General features: G+C 71.3%; 14 protein-coding genes. 12 read left to right on the top strand and 2 right to left on the bottom strand.

The window, feature by feature from the left end; genetic code table 11:
• Positions 1-256: 256 nt before the first annotated feature.
• The 4 genes from AB5J51_RS33485 to AB5J51_RS33500 all read left to right on the top strand — a co-directional run bounded on the left by AB5J51_RS33485 (position 257) and on the right by AB5J51_RS33500 (position 4,202).
• Complete coding sequence (locus AB5J51_RS33485) at positions 257-1,663, top strand: DUF6421 family protein (RefSeq protein WP_053790743.1); 1,407 nt, start codon at positions 257-259, stop codon at positions 1,661-1,663.
• Positions 1,664-1,689: 26 nt separating this feature from the next.
• Entirely contained in the window at positions 1,690-2,454 is a 765-nt protein-coding gene (locus AB5J51_RS33490) for an SDR family NAD(P)-dependent oxidoreductase (protein ID WP_053790742.1), read from the top strand.
• Positions 2,451-3,512, top strand: a complete 1,062-nt coding sequence (locus tag AB5J51_RS33495; protein WP_030296694.1) for a low specificity L-threonine aldolase — start codon at positions 2,451-2,453, stop codon at positions 3,510-3,512. Before AB5J51_RS33490 ends, AB5J51_RS33495 begins: the two co-directional genes overlap by 4 nt.
• Before the next feature lie 90 nt (positions 3,513-3,602).
• A complete protein-coding gene (locus tag AB5J51_RS33500; RefSeq protein WP_369780352.1) occupies positions 3,603-4,202 on the top strand; it encodes a transglutaminase family protein in 600 nt (199 codons plus the stop codon).
• Here AB5J51_RS33500 and AB5J51_RS33505 read toward each other — a convergent pair.
• Positions 4,138-5,412 (bottom strand): MFS transporter, encoded by a 1,275-nt coding sequence (locus AB5J51_RS33505; RefSeq protein ID WP_136222275.1) that lies wholly within the window; start codon positions 5,410-5,412, stop codon positions 4,138-4,140. The genes AB5J51_RS33500 and AB5J51_RS33505 overlap by 65 nt on opposite strands.
• Positions 5,413-5,494: 82 nt before the next feature.
• On the opposite strand from AB5J51_RS33505, the gene AB5J51_RS33510 reads away from it, so the two are divergent.
• Together AB5J51_RS33510 and AB5J51_RS33515 are read left to right on the top strand one after the other, a co-directional pair.
• A complete protein-coding gene (locus AB5J51_RS33510) occupies positions 5,495-6,079 on the top strand; it encodes a CGNR zinc finger domain-containing protein (protein WP_369779337.1) in 585 nt (194 codons plus the stop codon).
• A 151-nt stretch (positions 6,080-6,230) separates the two neighbouring features.
• Positions 6,231-7,442, top strand: a complete 1,212-nt coding sequence (locus tag AB5J51_RS33515) for an alginate lyase family protein (protein ID WP_369779338.1) — start codon at positions 6,231-6,233, stop codon at positions 7,440-7,442.
• Positions 7,443-7,531: 89 nt separating this feature from the next.
• On the opposite strand, the gene AB5J51_RS33520 is transcribed toward AB5J51_RS33515, so the two are convergent.
• Positions 7,532-8,254, bottom strand: coding sequence for a 1-acyl-sn-glycerol-3-phosphate acyltransferase (locus AB5J51_RS33520; protein WP_053790738.1), 723 nt, complete (start codon positions 8,252-8,254; stop codon positions 7,532-7,534).
• A 220-nt stretch (positions 8,255-8,474) separates the two neighbouring features.
• Between AB5J51_RS33520 and AB5J51_RS33525 the strand changes: the two genes are divergently transcribed.
• The 6 genes from AB5J51_RS33525 to AB5J51_RS33550 all read left to right on the top strand — a co-directional run bounded on the left by AB5J51_RS33525 (position 8,475) and on the right by AB5J51_RS33550 (position 13,074).
• Positions 8,475-8,795, top strand: coding sequence for a thioredoxin family protein (locus tag AB5J51_RS33525; RefSeq protein ID WP_240805113.1), 321 nt, complete (start codon positions 8,475-8,477; stop codon positions 8,793-8,795).
• Positions 8,796-8,893: 98 nt separating this feature from the next.
• A complete protein-coding gene (locus AB5J51_RS33530) occupies positions 8,894-8,974 on the top strand; it encodes a putative leader peptide (RefSeq protein WP_353962368.1) in 81 nt (26 codons plus the stop codon).
• Between the two features lie 71 nt (positions 8,975-9,045).
• Entirely contained in the window at positions 9,046-9,579 is a 534-nt protein-coding gene (locus AB5J51_RS33535; RefSeq protein WP_053790736.1) for a flavin reductase family protein, read from the top strand.
• A gap of 203 nt (positions 9,580-9,782) precedes the next feature.
• Positions 9,783-10,568, top strand: a complete 786-nt coding sequence (locus tag AB5J51_RS33540) for an electron transfer flavoprotein subunit beta/FixA family protein (RefSeq protein ID WP_030296680.1) — start codon at positions 9,783-9,785, stop codon at positions 10,566-10,568.
• Positions 10,569-10,627: 59 nt separating this feature from the next.
• Positions 10,628-11,590 carry an electron transfer flavoprotein subunit alpha/FixB family protein gene (locus tag AB5J51_RS33545; protein WP_030296678.1) on the top strand — a complete coding sequence of 321 codons (963 nt, stop codon included), beginning with the start codon at positions 10,628-10,630 and terminating at the stop codon, positions 11,588-11,590.
• 185 nt (positions 11,591-11,775) lie between these two features.
• Positions 11,776-13,074 (top strand): aldolase, encoded by a 1,299-nt coding sequence (locus AB5J51_RS33550; RefSeq protein ID WP_369779339.1) that lies wholly within the window; start codon positions 11,776-11,778, stop codon positions 13,072-13,074.
• Positions 13,075-13,101 lie beyond the last annotated feature (27 nt).

Consider the following 13,101-nt stretch of genomic DNA (forward strand, 5'->3'; position numbering starts at 1 on the left):
GCGCCGTCCGGGCCCGTGTCCGCCCGGTGGGTGACGGACGTCACGCACCGGGCGGACACGGGCTGCCCGCTGGGCGGTGCAGACGTGAACCTCGGTACGCGAAAGGGGCGAAGCCGTCGCTCGAAGGGTGGACAGCGGGAAGAATTGCGGTGCCGATAGGGGTCTCGCAGGATAATTTCCCGAGCAACCTCTTGAGCAGGAGAGGCCCGCCCACATACGCTGTGTTGACGCGAGGTTCTCCTGTGGAGGAAGTGACATGACGGAAATTCTTGTGCCGGGTTCTGGCGGTGCGGTGATAACCGCCGGTGCGCGGGTGGTCGACCACCCGGCGTGGCCCGGGCTCAAGGCCGCCGTGGAGGAGATCCGCCCCTGGCAGTCCAAGGACGGCTCCATCGACTTCGAGGCCGCGGACGCCCCCACTCCGGCTGCCGTCGAGGCCGCCGTCGAGCGGGCGATCGACGCCGTCGAGGCGCTGTCGCCGCTGCTGCCGCACGCCACCGCGTACCACCGTGCGCTCGTCTCCGACCTGCGCAAGTGGGTCGCGGACGGCTTCAAGGTGCCGGACTTCCTGGACTCCCTGCTGGCCTTCCACCCGGCCGCCGAGCGCGCCGACGGGCTCCAGCACCTGGTCGTCTTCCCCATGTACACGCAGAACGGCAACCTCGACCGCAACTTCGAGGCCGTCGTTCTGAAGATGGTGTGGCCGGAGTGGCTCTCCGAGCTGGAGCGCACCCGGTACGACAACCCGCTGTTCCTCGGCATCACCTTCGAGGACTTCACCCCGGGCTACGACACCCACTCCGCCGTGCTCTTCCCGGAGACCATCGCCGTCCGCGAGGCCCCCGAGCGCTTCACCTGGGGCGGCATCTTCTGCGACCGCGAGGCAGCGCGCTACCGCAAGGTCACCGAGGCCGCCGTCGACATCCTGGGCATCGAGCTGCCCGAGGACATCGCCCGCATGGTCGAGGACCAGGAGCGCTGTGAGAAGGCCTTCGTCCTGTGGGACATGGTCCACGACCGCACCCACAGCCACGGCGACCTGCCGTTCGACCCCTTCATGATCAAGCAGCGCCAGCCGTTCTGGATGTACGGCCTGGAGGAGCTGCGCTGCGACCTCACCGCCTTCAAGGAGGCCGTGAAGCTGGAGTCCGAGGGCAACGAGCACGGCCGTGACGTGCAGTACGCCGTCCTCTTCGACCGGATGTTCCGCTTCCCGGTCTCCGGCGACCGCAACCGCAACTACGACGGCCTCGGCGGCCAGCTGCTCTTCGCGTACCTCCACAAGCACGACGTCGTGCGCTGGACGGACAACAAGCTGAAGATCGACTGGATGCGTGCCCCGCAGGTCACCAACCAGCTGTGCGCCGAGATCGAGGAGCTCTACCGGGCCGGCATCGACCGCCCGAAGCTCGTCCACTGGTTCAAGGCGTACGAGCTCGTCTCCACCTACCTCGCCCCGCACCCGGGCTCCAAGTGGGCCAAGGGCCCCGACGCCCTCGACCTGACGCAGCCGCCGCGAAAGCTCGTCGACGACGTGCTTCCCGACGAGTTTCCGCTGAGCATGTTCTATGAGGCGCTCGCCAAGAAGCTCAAGGGAGTGATCGCCTCCACGAAGGGCATCACTGCAGTGAACGCCGATTCGGCCGAGCGGGTCGCCGCGTGAGCGCTCGCCCACAGGAGGCTGCACAGATGAACAGCGCTGGGAAGACCGGGAACGGCAAGCTCCACGGGGCTGTCGTCGCGGTGGCCGGGGCCGGCGGCCCCGCCGGCCACGCGGCCCTGCTCCGCCTCGCCGAGGCGGGTGCCGTGGTCGTGGCGGCCGACGCCGACCCGACGCGTCTCGCGGAGTCCGTGGACGCGGCCCGCTACGCACACGGCGGCGCCACCGTCACCGGTGACACCGTGGACCTGCTCGACCTGGAGGCCGCCAAGGCCTGGGCCGACCGGACCGAGAAGGAGTTCGGCCGCGTGGACGGGCTCGTCCACCTCGTGGGCGGCTGGCGCGGCAGCACCACCTTCACCGACACGGACCTCGCGGACTGGGACTTCCTGGAGAAGCTCCTGATCCGCACCGTCCAGCACACGTCGCTCGCCTTCCACGACGCGCTCCTGCGCAGTGACCGCGGCCGCTACGTCCTCGTCAGCCAGTCCGGCGCGCACAAGCCGGTCGCCAACAACGCCGCGTACAACGCAGGCAAGGCCGCTGCCGAGGCCTGGACGCTCTCCCTCGCCGACTCCTTCCGCAAGGCGGGGGGCGAGGAGGGCCCGCGCGCCGCGGCTGCGATCCTGGTGATCAAGGCACTGGTGCACGACGCCATGCGCGCCGAGCGCCCCAATGCGAAGTTCGCGGGCTTCACCGACGTCAAGGAGCTGGCCGAGGCCATCGCCGGCGTGTGGGAGCGGCCCGCCATCGATGTGAACGGACAGCGTCTGTGGCTCACTCCGCAACCGTGAAAACCGATGCCCGCCGCCACCACGATCCGGCGGTACGCGGTTTCGCGAGCGACAACTACGCAGGGGTCCATCCAGAGATCCTGGAGGCCCTTGCCCTGGCCAACGGCGGCCACCAGGTCGCCTACGGCGAGGACGAGTACACCGAGAACCTGCAGAAGATCATCCGCAGCCACTTCGGCCCGTACGCGGAGGCCTTCCCGGTCTTCAACGGCACCGGCGCGAACGTCACGGCCCTCCAGGCCCTGACGGACCGCTGGGGTGCGGTGATCTGCGCCGAGACGGCGCACATCAACGTCGACGAGGGCGGCGCCCCGGAGCGGATGGCCGGGCTCAAGCTGCTCACCGTCCCGACCCCGGACGGCAAGCTCACCCCCGAGCTCATCGACCGGCAGGCCTGGGGCTGGGACGACGAGCACCGGGCGATGCCGCAGGTCGTCTCGATCACCCAGAACACCGAGCTCGGCACGGTCTACACGCCGGACGAGATCCGGGCGATCTGCGAGCACGCGCACGGCCACGGCATGAAGGTCCACCTCGACGGGGCCCGGATAGCCAACGCCGCGGCCTCGCTCGACGTGCCGATGCGCACGTTCACCAACACGGTGGGCGTGGACGTGCTGTCGTACGGCGGCACCAAGAACGGCATGATGTTCGGCGAGGCCGTGGTGGTCGTCAACCCCGACGCGGTCCGGCAGATGAAGCACATCCGCAAGATGTCGATGCAGCTCGCGTCGAAGATGCGGTTCGTGTCGGTGCAGCTCGAGGCCCTGCTCGCCAAGGACCTGTGGCTGCGCAACGCCCAGCACGCGAACGCGATGGCGCAGCGGCTGGCGGCGGGCGTGCGTGAGACCGACGGGGTGGAGATCCTCTACCCGGTGCAGGCCAACGCGGTGTTCGCGAAGCTGCCGCACGAGGTCTCGCGGCGGCTGCAGGAGCGCTACCGCTTCTACTTCTGGGACGAGGTCGCCGGGCACGTGCGCTGGATGTGCGGCTTCGACACCCAGGAGGAGGACGTGGACGGCTTCCTCCAGGCGCTCAAGGAGGAGCTCGCCCGTTAAGGGTGTCAGCCCCCTTCCGTAGTTGAATAGATATGCCCCCGACCGTAAATTCATTGATCCACGGTCGGGGGTATGCCTATGCTCCGGGCCATGCAGCTGATCCCGCAAAGCCCAGAAATCCATGCCTATCTGGCGGCGGACGAGGTCATCGACCACGACCATCCGCTCGTCCGGGAAGCCGCCGACGCCCTCTGGACCGCCACCGGCGACGCATATTCATACGCCAAGGTCGCCTTCGAGTTCGTCCGCGACACCATCCCGCACACCGCCGACTCCGGGGACCTGCGCGTCTCCTGGCGCGCCTCGGACGTGCTGGGCACGCGCAACGGCATCTGCTACGCCAAGTCCCATGCACTGGTGGCCCTGTTGCGTGCCCGGGGCATCCCGGCAGGCCTCTGCTACCAGCGGCTCGCCGACGACGACGGCTCGAACCCCGTCGTCCACGGGCTGATCGCCCTCCTGCTGCCCGGTGCCGCGGGCTGGGCCCGCCAGGACCCCCGGGGCAACAAGCCCGGCGTGGACGCGCAGTTCGCCCTGGACGCCGAGCAACTCGCCTTCCCCGTACGCCCCGAGCTCGACGAAGTCGACTACCCCGAGCTGTACGCCGCCCCGCACCCGGCCGCGCTCAAGGCCCTGCGGGAGTCCGCCGACCGGCCGGAGCTGTGGCGGAACCTTCCGACGGCTCTGTAGCTGCCGCGGCGCCGGCCGGTGCCGGCGCCTGCCGTGCCACCAGCGCGTGCAGCAGGGCCGCCGACAGGATCAGTACGGAGATCCCGGCCAGCAGCGCCTGCGGCGGCGCGGCCGCGGCGAAGCCGACGAGCGCGGCGCCGACCGACGCGGCGGTCAGCTTGAGCCCCGCCCCGAGGGTGAACACCTGGGTCCGCACGGCGTCGGGGGCGTACTCGGAGCGGATCCGGAGGGTGGCCGTCAGCAGCGGCCCGTCGCACACCCCGGCGGCGGTGAACAGCACCGCCGCGAGGGTGACGGACGGGGCGAACGCGGCTGCCGCCAGGGCGGCCCCGGTGCCCGCCATCGCCCAGCGCGCCAGCCGCCCCGGCTCCACCGCCGTGATCCGGCCCAGTGTCAGGGAGCCCGCCAGTGCGCCCACCGCGAAGGCCGTCATCAGCACGCCCCCGGCGCCCGGGCTGCCGAGCCGGGAGGCCAGCAGCACCGAGGTGGTGGTGAGCGTGCCGATGCCGACGAAGGCCAGCGTCGTGGCCGAGGTGATCGCCCGCAGCTCCCGGATCCGCCACAGGGCCGCCAGCCCGGCGCCCAGACCGGCCGGGGGAGGGCCGGCGGGTGCGCCCGGGCTGTCCGCCGTGTCCGTCGCCCGGGCCGGCTGCGGGGTTCCGTACGGGAGGGTCGCGGCCAGTGCCGCCGCGAGAGCACCGGCCAGCGCGAGCGCCGCCATCGCGGGCGCGGCCGAGCCCAGCGCGGCGGCCAGGCCCACCACCGCCGGGGCCGTCACCGCGGCGGCGTTGTAGGTGGACGCGTCCCACCCGTACGCCCGGTCCCGTGCGGGGCCCGCCGGGACCAGACCGGCGACCAGGCTGGACATCCCGCCCGTGACCATCGGCCCGCAACTGCCGCCCAGCAGCGCCACCGCGAGCACCAGCGGTGCCGGGGCCCGGCCGAGCAGCACGGACAGGGCCGCCATCGCGCAGGTGAACCCGGCCAGCGCGCCCACGTGGAACAGCCTCGGCCGGCGGGTCCGGGACGCGGCCACCCCGGCGAGCGGAGCCGCCAGGATGTGCGGAGCCAGCCAGGCGGTGAGGACGAAGGCCCCGTGCGCGGCGCTCCCGGTGCGCTCGAGGGCGAGCAGGACCACCGCGAGGCTCATGCCCTCCGAGGCGAACCGCGCGGCCAGCGCAGCGGCCAGGTACCGCCCGAACCCGTGCATCCCCGGACCCCCCTCGAGATGTGTAACGTGATAGCGGCACAAGACGTTACGCCAAACGGATGTAGAACGAAAGGATCCGGAGATGACCGACTCCGCGCACGGGTTCTCGGTCGGCCGGCGGCTGATCGATCTCGCCGAGGCGGTTCGCCTGGATCCCGAAGTCCCGCGCGCCGAGCTGGCAGCCCTCCTCGAACGGCACGGTGAGCACCCCTGCGACCTCACCGAGGAAGCCTTCACCGAGGCCGGCGCGGCCGAACTGCGCTCCGCCGCCCGGCGGATGGGCGCGGTCCTCGCTGAGGCCGACGAGGACCGCGCCGCCGAGGCCCTCAACGCGCTCTTCGCGCAGTACGGCACCCGCCCCCGGCTGACCCGGCACGACGGCCACCCCTGGCACCTGCACGTGGACCGGGGGGAGCAGGCCGGGTGGGGCGAGTGGTTCCTCGCCTCCGGTGCCCTGGCGCTCTCCCAGCTCCTCACCGAGTACGGGCGGATCGCGTGGGGCGCATGCGCCGCCGGGGGGTGCGGGCGGTTCTTCCTCGGCGCCGGCCCCGGCAGCGCCCGCCGCTACTGCTCCGCCGCCTGCGCCACGCGCGCCCGGGTCGCCGCGCACCGCAGGCGCAAGCGCGCCGAGACGTCCGGGCAGCTGGGGGCGCCCGCGGAGGCGTAGGAGCGTCCGGCGGGTAGGAAGCAAGAGGACCGGCGGGTGGAAGCGATAGGAAAGTTTCCTGTCGGACAACGTTGTCAACTTGGCATGCCCATGGGTACTTTCGGCGGCAGGAATTCCCCCGTTCCCCCCACCTCCGACCGGAAGGCGCTTCATGCGTTACGGAGTCCCCGCCGGGCTGGCCGCCCTCGCACTCGGCTTAACCGCGGCCTTGACCCTCACCCCCACCGCACACGCCGGCCCCCCGCGGCCGGCCCCCGCCGCCGCGGCGGCCCGCGCCCCGTTCGCCCACCCCGGAGTCCTCAACAGCCGCGCCCAGCTGGACTTCGTACGCACCAAGGTGCAGGCCGGGCAGCAGCCCTGGAAGGGCGCGTTCGACGCGATGCTCGCCAGCAAGTACGGCTCCCTGTCGCGCACGCCCAAGCCGCGCGCCGTCATCGAGTGCGGCTCGTACTCGAACCCGGACATCGGCTGTTCCGACGAGCGCGAGGACGCCATCGCGGCGTACAGCGACGCACTCGCCTGGTACATCACCCGCGATGCGAAGTACGCGAAGAAGTCGATCGAGCTGATGGACGCCTGGTCCGCGAAGATCAAGGACCACACCAACAGCAACGCCCCGCTGCAGAGCGGCTGGGCGGGATCCACCTGGCCGCGCGCCGCCGAGATCATCAAGCACACGTACACCGGCGGCTGGCCGAACCAGGGGCGGTTCGCGACCATGCTGCGCGACGTCTACCTGCCCGAGGTCGTCAACGGCAAGCCGAACAGCAACGGCAACTGGGAACTGATCATGATGGACGCCGCCGTCGGCATCTCCGTCCATCTCGAGGACCGCGCGAGCTACGACAAGGCCATGGCCATCTACCTGGGCCGGGTCCCCGCGTACTTCTACCTGGCCTCCGACGGCCCGCAGCCGAAGTACCCGCCGCGCTCGGGCATCGACACCAAGGGCGAGCTGGTCGACTACTGGCACGGCCAGAGCACGTTCGTGGACGGCCTCGCCCAGGAGACCTGCCGGGACTTCGGCCACACCGGCATGGGGATCGCCGCGGCCATGCACGTCGCCGAGACCTCGCGGATCCAGGGCCGCGACCTCTACCCGGAGTTCAAGGACCGCTTCCGGCACGCGCTCGGCTTCCACGCCGCGTACGAGCTCGGCGCGCCGGTGCCCTCCTGGCTGTGCGGCGGGAGCCTGACCAAGGGCATCGGCCCGGCGACCGAGGTCGGCTACAACGCCCTGCACACGCGGCTGGGCATCGGGATGGAGAACACCCGCAAGCTCACCGAGGGACGGCGCCCCGCGGGCACCGAGAACCACTTCGAGGCATGGGAGACGCTGACCCACGCCGAGAACCCCAACTGACGGGCGGGCGTGCTGCCCGGCAGGCACGGTACGGCGGCCCCGCCGTGAACAGCGGGGCCGCACGAATCACCCGACCCGGTGGTCCGGGATCAGCCCGCTTCCTTGACCTGGGCGGCCGTCGGCGCGGTGCCGCCCAGGTGCGCCGGCAGCCACCAGGAGTCCTCGGGACCCTTGGGGGCGGCCGGATAGGCGCGCTGCGCGGCATCCAGCAGCTCCTGCACCCGCTCGCGCAGGCGGCGGGTGATCGCCCCGGCGTACTGATCGGTCGGAGCCTCGATGGGCTCGCCCACCCGCATCGTCACCGGGATGTGGCTGCGCTTGAGGTTCTTCGGACGGCCCTTGGTCCACAGCCGCTGGGTGCCCCACAGCGCCACGGGGATCAGCGGGACGCCGGCCTCCTGGGCCATGCGCGCGGCGCCCGACTTGAAGCTCTTGAGCGTGAACGACTGGGAGATCGTCGCCTCGGGGAACACGCCGATGATCTCGCCGGCGCGCAGCGAGTCGAGGGCGTGCTCATAGGCCGTCTCACCCTGCTTGCGGTCCACCGGGATGTGCTTCATCGCGCGCATCAGCGGGCCGGACACCTTGTGCCGGAACACCGACTCCTTCGCCATGAAGCGGACCAGGCGCTTCTGCGGCCGCGCGGTCAGGCCGGCGAAGATGAAGTCGAGGTAGCCGATGTGGTTCGACACGAGAACCGCCCCGCCCTTGCGCGGGATGTTCTCCGTGCCCTTCATGTCGATGCGGATGTCCAGCGCCCGGAACAGGGTGTGGGCGGCGCCGATCACCGGAGGGTAGACGAGCTCAGCCATGAGGGGGAGACCCCGCTTTCTGCCTGGGGAGGTACTCCCGGCCGGAAGTTACGGCTGCGTAGGTACGCGGCCCTTGGGGATCGTGCCCCATACGCGGCCTGCTGGCCAGCCCAGACGTCTGTGCCCGAGGAGATTCTCGTCACGCCGGGAATGCGGCGCGTGTCCGGGGCGCTCGGATCACCGTACGAACGCGTTCAATGATGCAGGAACGAGGTCCGCGGTGACAGCGGGTGTGGTGCGGCTGGGCGTGGCGGAACTGGGTGCGGAGCCCGGGGAGCGTGCCAGCCTGGTGCAGTTCTCCAGCGCGTTCTGCCAGCCCTGCCGGGCCACGCGGCGGATCCTCGCCGAAGTGGCGGAGCTGGTCGAGGGGGTCGCGCACATCGAGATCGACGCCGAGGCCCACCTCGAACTCGTGCGCGCCCTGGGCATCGAGAAGACGCCGACCGTGCTCGTCCTGGACTCCGCCGGCCGGATCGTGAGGCGCGCCGCGGGGATGCCCCGCAAGGCGGACGTGATCGCCGCCCTGGGTGCCGCGGTATGAGCGGTGCGCCGGTACACGCGCCCGCACGCAGCGTGACGCGCCTCGCATCTGCCCCGTGCGGCTTGACTGTGTACACGAGAGATCGCCAGGCTGGCCGCATGCGGTATGAACTCCTGCTTTACGGGCGGGTCCACGTGGACCTCGTCCGCTACGCGAGCGCGCGTTGTCGGAGCCACTGAACGACCCCGGCCTCCGACCCGATCCGACCGCGCCCGTGCCCGCCGCCTGTGCGGCAGAAGGAAGCTCCTCGATGACAGCCCCGCCGGCCATTCCGACGGCCCAGTCCGCACGATTCGACGCCGCCCAGCCGGGCTCGCCCGACCTGCTCCGCTCCGTCTTCCGCCGGCACGCCGCGGGAGTGGCCGTGATCACCGCCGCCGACGGCGGCCGGCAGGTCGGGTTCACCGCGACCTCGCTCAACTCCGTCTCGGCCGATCCGCCGCTGCTGTCCTTCACGATCGCCACCGGGTCCTCGAGCTGGCCCGCGATACGCGACTCCGAGCACCTCGGCGTCCACATACTCGGCGAGCACCAGACGGAGCTGGCGGGCCTGTTCGCCCGCAGCGGAGCCGACCGCTTCGGGCCGGCCACGGGCTGGGCCCCGGGTCCGCACGAGGTCCCGCTGCTGGACGGCGTACTGGCGTGGCTGGTGTGCCGCGTCGTGGCGCGGGTGCCGGCCGGGGCGCACCGGGTGATCATCGCGGAGGCCGTGGCCGGGGACCCGGCCGGGGAGGGCCGCCCGCTCCTGTACCACCAGGGCCGCTTCAACGCGTTGCGCGACTGAATCGTCCCTGCTGGGGCGGGTCTGGGCGGCGTTGGACAGATCACAGTTCACCGGCCTTGCAACCGTGGGGGACCCACGGTGTACTGACGAGTAACATTCCCTTCGGAGCGCGGGCCGCCCCGACCGGGATCCGCCCGACAAGGCGCCTATGCTGCCTGCACAAGGCGGTATCAGAAAAAAGACGATGCGGTAGGAGAGCCGGCGTGAGCCTGAGGATCGTTGTCTGTGTGAAGTACGTGCCCGACGCCACCGGCGACCGGCACTTCGCCGATGACCTGACGGTCGACCGCGACGACGTCGACGGTCTGCTGTCGGAGCTCGACGAGTACGCCGTCGAGCAGGCGCTGCAGATCGCCGAAGAGGCCGACGACGCCGAGATCACCGTCCTGACGGTGGGCCCCGAGGACGCCAAGGACGCGCTGCGCAAGGCGCTGTCCATGGGCGCCGACAAGGCCATCCACGTCGAGGACGACGACCTGCACGGCACCGACGTCATGGGCACCTCGCTGGTGCTCGCCAAGGCGATCGAGAAGGCCGGCTACGACCTGGTCATCACCGGCATGGCCTCGACCGACGGCACCATGGGCGTGCTCCCGGCGATCCTGGCCGAGCGCCTGGGCGTCCCGCAGGTCACCCTGCTCTCCGAGGTCAAGGTCGAGGACGGCACCGTGACCGGCCGCCGCGACGGCGACTCCGCGAGCGAGCAGCTGGAGGCCTCCCTCCCGGCGCTCGTCTCCGTGACGGACCAGTCGGGCGAGGCCCGCTACCCCTCCTTCAAGGGCATCATGGCCGCCAAGAAGAAGCCGGTCGAGTCCTGGGACCTGGAGGAGCTCGAGATCGAGTCCGACGAGGTCGGCCTCGAGGGCTCCTGGACCGCGGTCGACTCCGCGGCGCAGCGCCCGGCCCGTACCGCCGGCACGATCGTCAAGGACGAGGGCGAGGGCGGCAAGGCGCTGGCCGAGTTCCTGGCCGGCCAGAAGTTCATCTGAGAACTTCGGCCACCCCCTCATAGCCCCCAGACACTTCGCAATAGCAGGAGAGCAGTCCCATGGCTGAAGTTCTCGTCTACGTCGACCACGTGGACGGTGCCGTCCGCAAGCCCACCCTCGAGCTGCTGACGCTGGCCCGCCGCATCGGCGAGCCCGTCGCCGTCGCCCTCGGCGCCGGTGCCGCCGACACCGCCGCCGTGCTCGCCGAGCACGGCGCCGTCAAGGTCCTCACCGCCGACGCCCCCGAGTTCGCCGACTACCTCGTCGTACCGAAGGTGGACGCGCTGCAGGCCGCGTACGAGGCTGTTTCCCCGGCCGCCGTCCTCGTCCCCTCCTCCGCCGAGGGCAAGGAGATCGCCGCGCGCCTGGCGGTCCGCATCGGCTCCGGCATCATCACCGACGCCGTGGACCTGGAGGCGGGTGACGAGGGTCCGGTCGCGACGCAGTCCGCGTTCGCCGCGTCCTTCACCACCAAGTCCCGTGTCTCCAAGGGCACCCCGGTCATCACCGTCAAGCCGAACTCGGCTCCGGTCGAGGCCGCCCCGGCCGCCGGCGCCGTCGAGGCCCTCGCCGTCACCTTCGGCGCCCTCGCCACCGGCACCAAGGTCGTCTCCCGCACCCCGCGCGAGTCGACCGGCCGCCCCGAGCTGACCGAGGCCGCGATCGTGGTCTCCGGTGGCCGCGGCGTCAACGGTGCCGAGAACTTCCACATCATCGAGGAGCTCGCGGACTCCCTCGGTGCCGCCGTCGGCGCCTCGCGCGCCGCCGTCGACGCCGGCTGGTACCCGCACTCCAACCAGGTCGGCCAGACCGGCAAGTCGGTCTCCCCGCAGCTGTACATCGCCTCCGGCATCTCGGGCGCGATCCAGCACCGGGCCGGCATGCAGACCTCGAAGACCATCGTGGCCATCAACAAGGACGCCGAGGCCCCGATCTTCGACCTGGTCGACTACGGCGTGGTCGGCGACCTCTTCGCGGTCGTCCCGCAGCTGACCGAGGAGATCAAGGCGCGCAAGGGCTGACCTGCGCATCTCTTCGTCGCCTGACCTTTGGCTGACCGTCTCGGGGCCGTGTGGTGTTTCTCACCGCACGGCCCCGAGTCGTTTGCCCGTGTCGGTGGAGGGACCATTGACTGGGCGGAACCCCGACACTAAATTCTGCTATGCGGATCTAAGCTTCCGTGAAGCGGAAAAGAGGAGAGTGCACGATGGGTCAGCAGGAGAAGGTGGCGACGAGCCTCGCAGGCGCGGTCAGCGAGGGCATCAGCGCCTCCCTCGCGCCGGTGGACGCGGAGCTCGCGCGCCACTACCCGGGCGACCCCGGCACCCGCCAGCCCATCCACACCGTCTACGTCCCCGGTGACGTCTTCGCCGCCGACACCATCCGCTCCTGGGGCGACCAGGCCCTCGCGGCCCTCGACGAGCACGCCCCGGACGCCGCGACCTTCGCCAAGGTGCTCGGCATCAGCGACGAACTGGCCGTACCCGTCTACGACCGCGTCCGCGCCAAGCTCGCCACCGAGCCGATCGAGGACCTCCGCGTCGACTTCGAGGACGGCTTCGGCGTCCGCCCCGACGAGGAGGAGGACCAGGCGGCCGCCCGCGCCGCCCGCCTCGTCTCCGAAGCCTTCTCCAACGGCACGAACGCCCCGTACATGGGCATCCGCATGAAGTGCATGGAGTCCAACGTCCGCGACCGCGGCATCCGCACCACGGACATCTTCCTGTCCGGGCTGCTGGAGCACGGCGGCCTCCCCGACGGACTGGTCCTCACCCTCCCCAAGGTCACGTACGCAGAGCAGGTCAGCGCTTTCGTCAAGCTGCTGGAGGCCTTCGAGACCGCCCGCGGCCTGCGCCCGGGCCGGATCGGCTTCGAGATCCAGATCGAGACCAGCCAGTCGATCGTCGCCTCCGACGGCACCGCGACCGTGGCCCGGATGATCGAGGCCTCCAAGGGCCGCGCCACCGGCCTGCACTACGGCACCTTCGACTACAGCGCCTGCGTCGGGGTCTCCGCCGCCTACCAGTCGAGCGACCACCCGGCCGCCGACCACGCCAAGGCGATCATGCAGGTCGCGGCCGCCGGCACCGGCGTACGCGTCTCCGACGGCTCGACGAACGTCCTGCCGATCGGCACCACCGAGCACGTCCACGAGGCCTGGAAGCTGCACTACGGCCTCACCCGCCGGGCCCTGGCCCGCGCCTACTACCAGGGCTGGGACATGCACCCGGGCCACCTCCCGACCCGCTACGCGGCGGTCTTCACCTTCTACCGCGAGGGCCTCGAGACGGCCGCCGCGCGCCTGAAGGCGTACGTCGCGAAGATCGAGGGCGACGTGATGGACGAGCCCGCCACGGCCAAGGCCCTGGCCGGCTACCTGGTCCGCGGCCTGGACTGCGGCGCGGTGGGCGCCGACGAGGTCACCGCCCTGACGGGCCTGACCCGCGCCGAACTGGACGCGTTCGCCATCCCCCGCCGCTCGGCGACCCTGACCGCGACCGCCTGAGCACGATGGAACGCGAGGCCCGGCCGG

The organism is Streptomyces sp. R33 (assembly GCF_041200175.1).
Taxonomy (GTDB): domain Bacteria; phylum Actinomycetota; class Actinomycetes; order Streptomycetales; family Streptomycetaceae; genus Streptomyces; species Streptomyces katrae_B.

What these genes read in the sequence shown, in the direction of transcription:
- AB5J51_RS33530 (WP_353962368.1), top strand. Translation starts at nt 8,894, where the DNA reads ATGCGGTATGAACTCCTGCTTTACGGGCGGGTCCACGTGGACCTCGTC.
- AB5J51_RS33500 (WP_369780352.1), top strand. Translation starts at nt 3,603, where the DNA reads ATGCAGCTGATCCCGCAAAGCCCAGAAATCCATGCCTATCTGGCGGCG.
- AB5J51_RS33545 (WP_030296678.1), top strand. Translation starts at nt 10,628, where the DNA reads ATGGCTGAAGTTCTCGTCTACGTCGACCACGTGGACGGTGCCGTCCGC.
- AB5J51_RS33520 (WP_053790738.1), bottom strand. Translation starts at nt 8,254, where the DNA reads ATGGCTGAGCTCGTCTACCCTCCGGTGATCGGCGCCGCCCACACCCTG.
- AB5J51_RS33505 (WP_136222275.1), bottom strand. Translation starts at nt 5,412, where the DNA reads ATGCACGGGTTCGGGCGGTACCTGGCCGCTGCGCTGGCCGCGCGGTTC.
- AB5J51_RS33535 (WP_053790736.1), top strand. Translation starts at nt 9,046, where the DNA reads ATGACAGCCCCGCCGGCCATTCCGACGGCCCAGTCCGCACGATTCGAC.
- AB5J51_RS33490 (WP_053790742.1), top strand. Translation starts at nt 1,690, where the DNA reads ATGAACAGCGCTGGGAAGACCGGGAACGGCAAGCTCCACGGGGCTGTC.
- AB5J51_RS33550 (WP_369779339.1), top strand. Translation starts at nt 11,776, where the DNA reads ATGGGTCAGCAGGAGAAGGTGGCGACGAGCCTCGCAGGCGCGGTCAGC.
- AB5J51_RS33485 (WP_053790743.1), top strand. Translation starts at nt 257, where the DNA reads ATGACGGAAATTCTTGTGCCGGGTTCTGGCGGTGCGGTGATAACCGCC.
- AB5J51_RS33510 (WP_369779337.1), top strand. Translation starts at nt 5,495, where the DNA reads ATGACCGACTCCGCGCACGGGTTCTCGGTCGGCCGGCGGCTGATCGAT.
- AB5J51_RS33515 (WP_369779338.1), top strand. Translation starts at nt 6,231, where the DNA reads ATGCGTTACGGAGTCCCCGCCGGGCTGGCCGCCCTCGCACTCGGCTTA.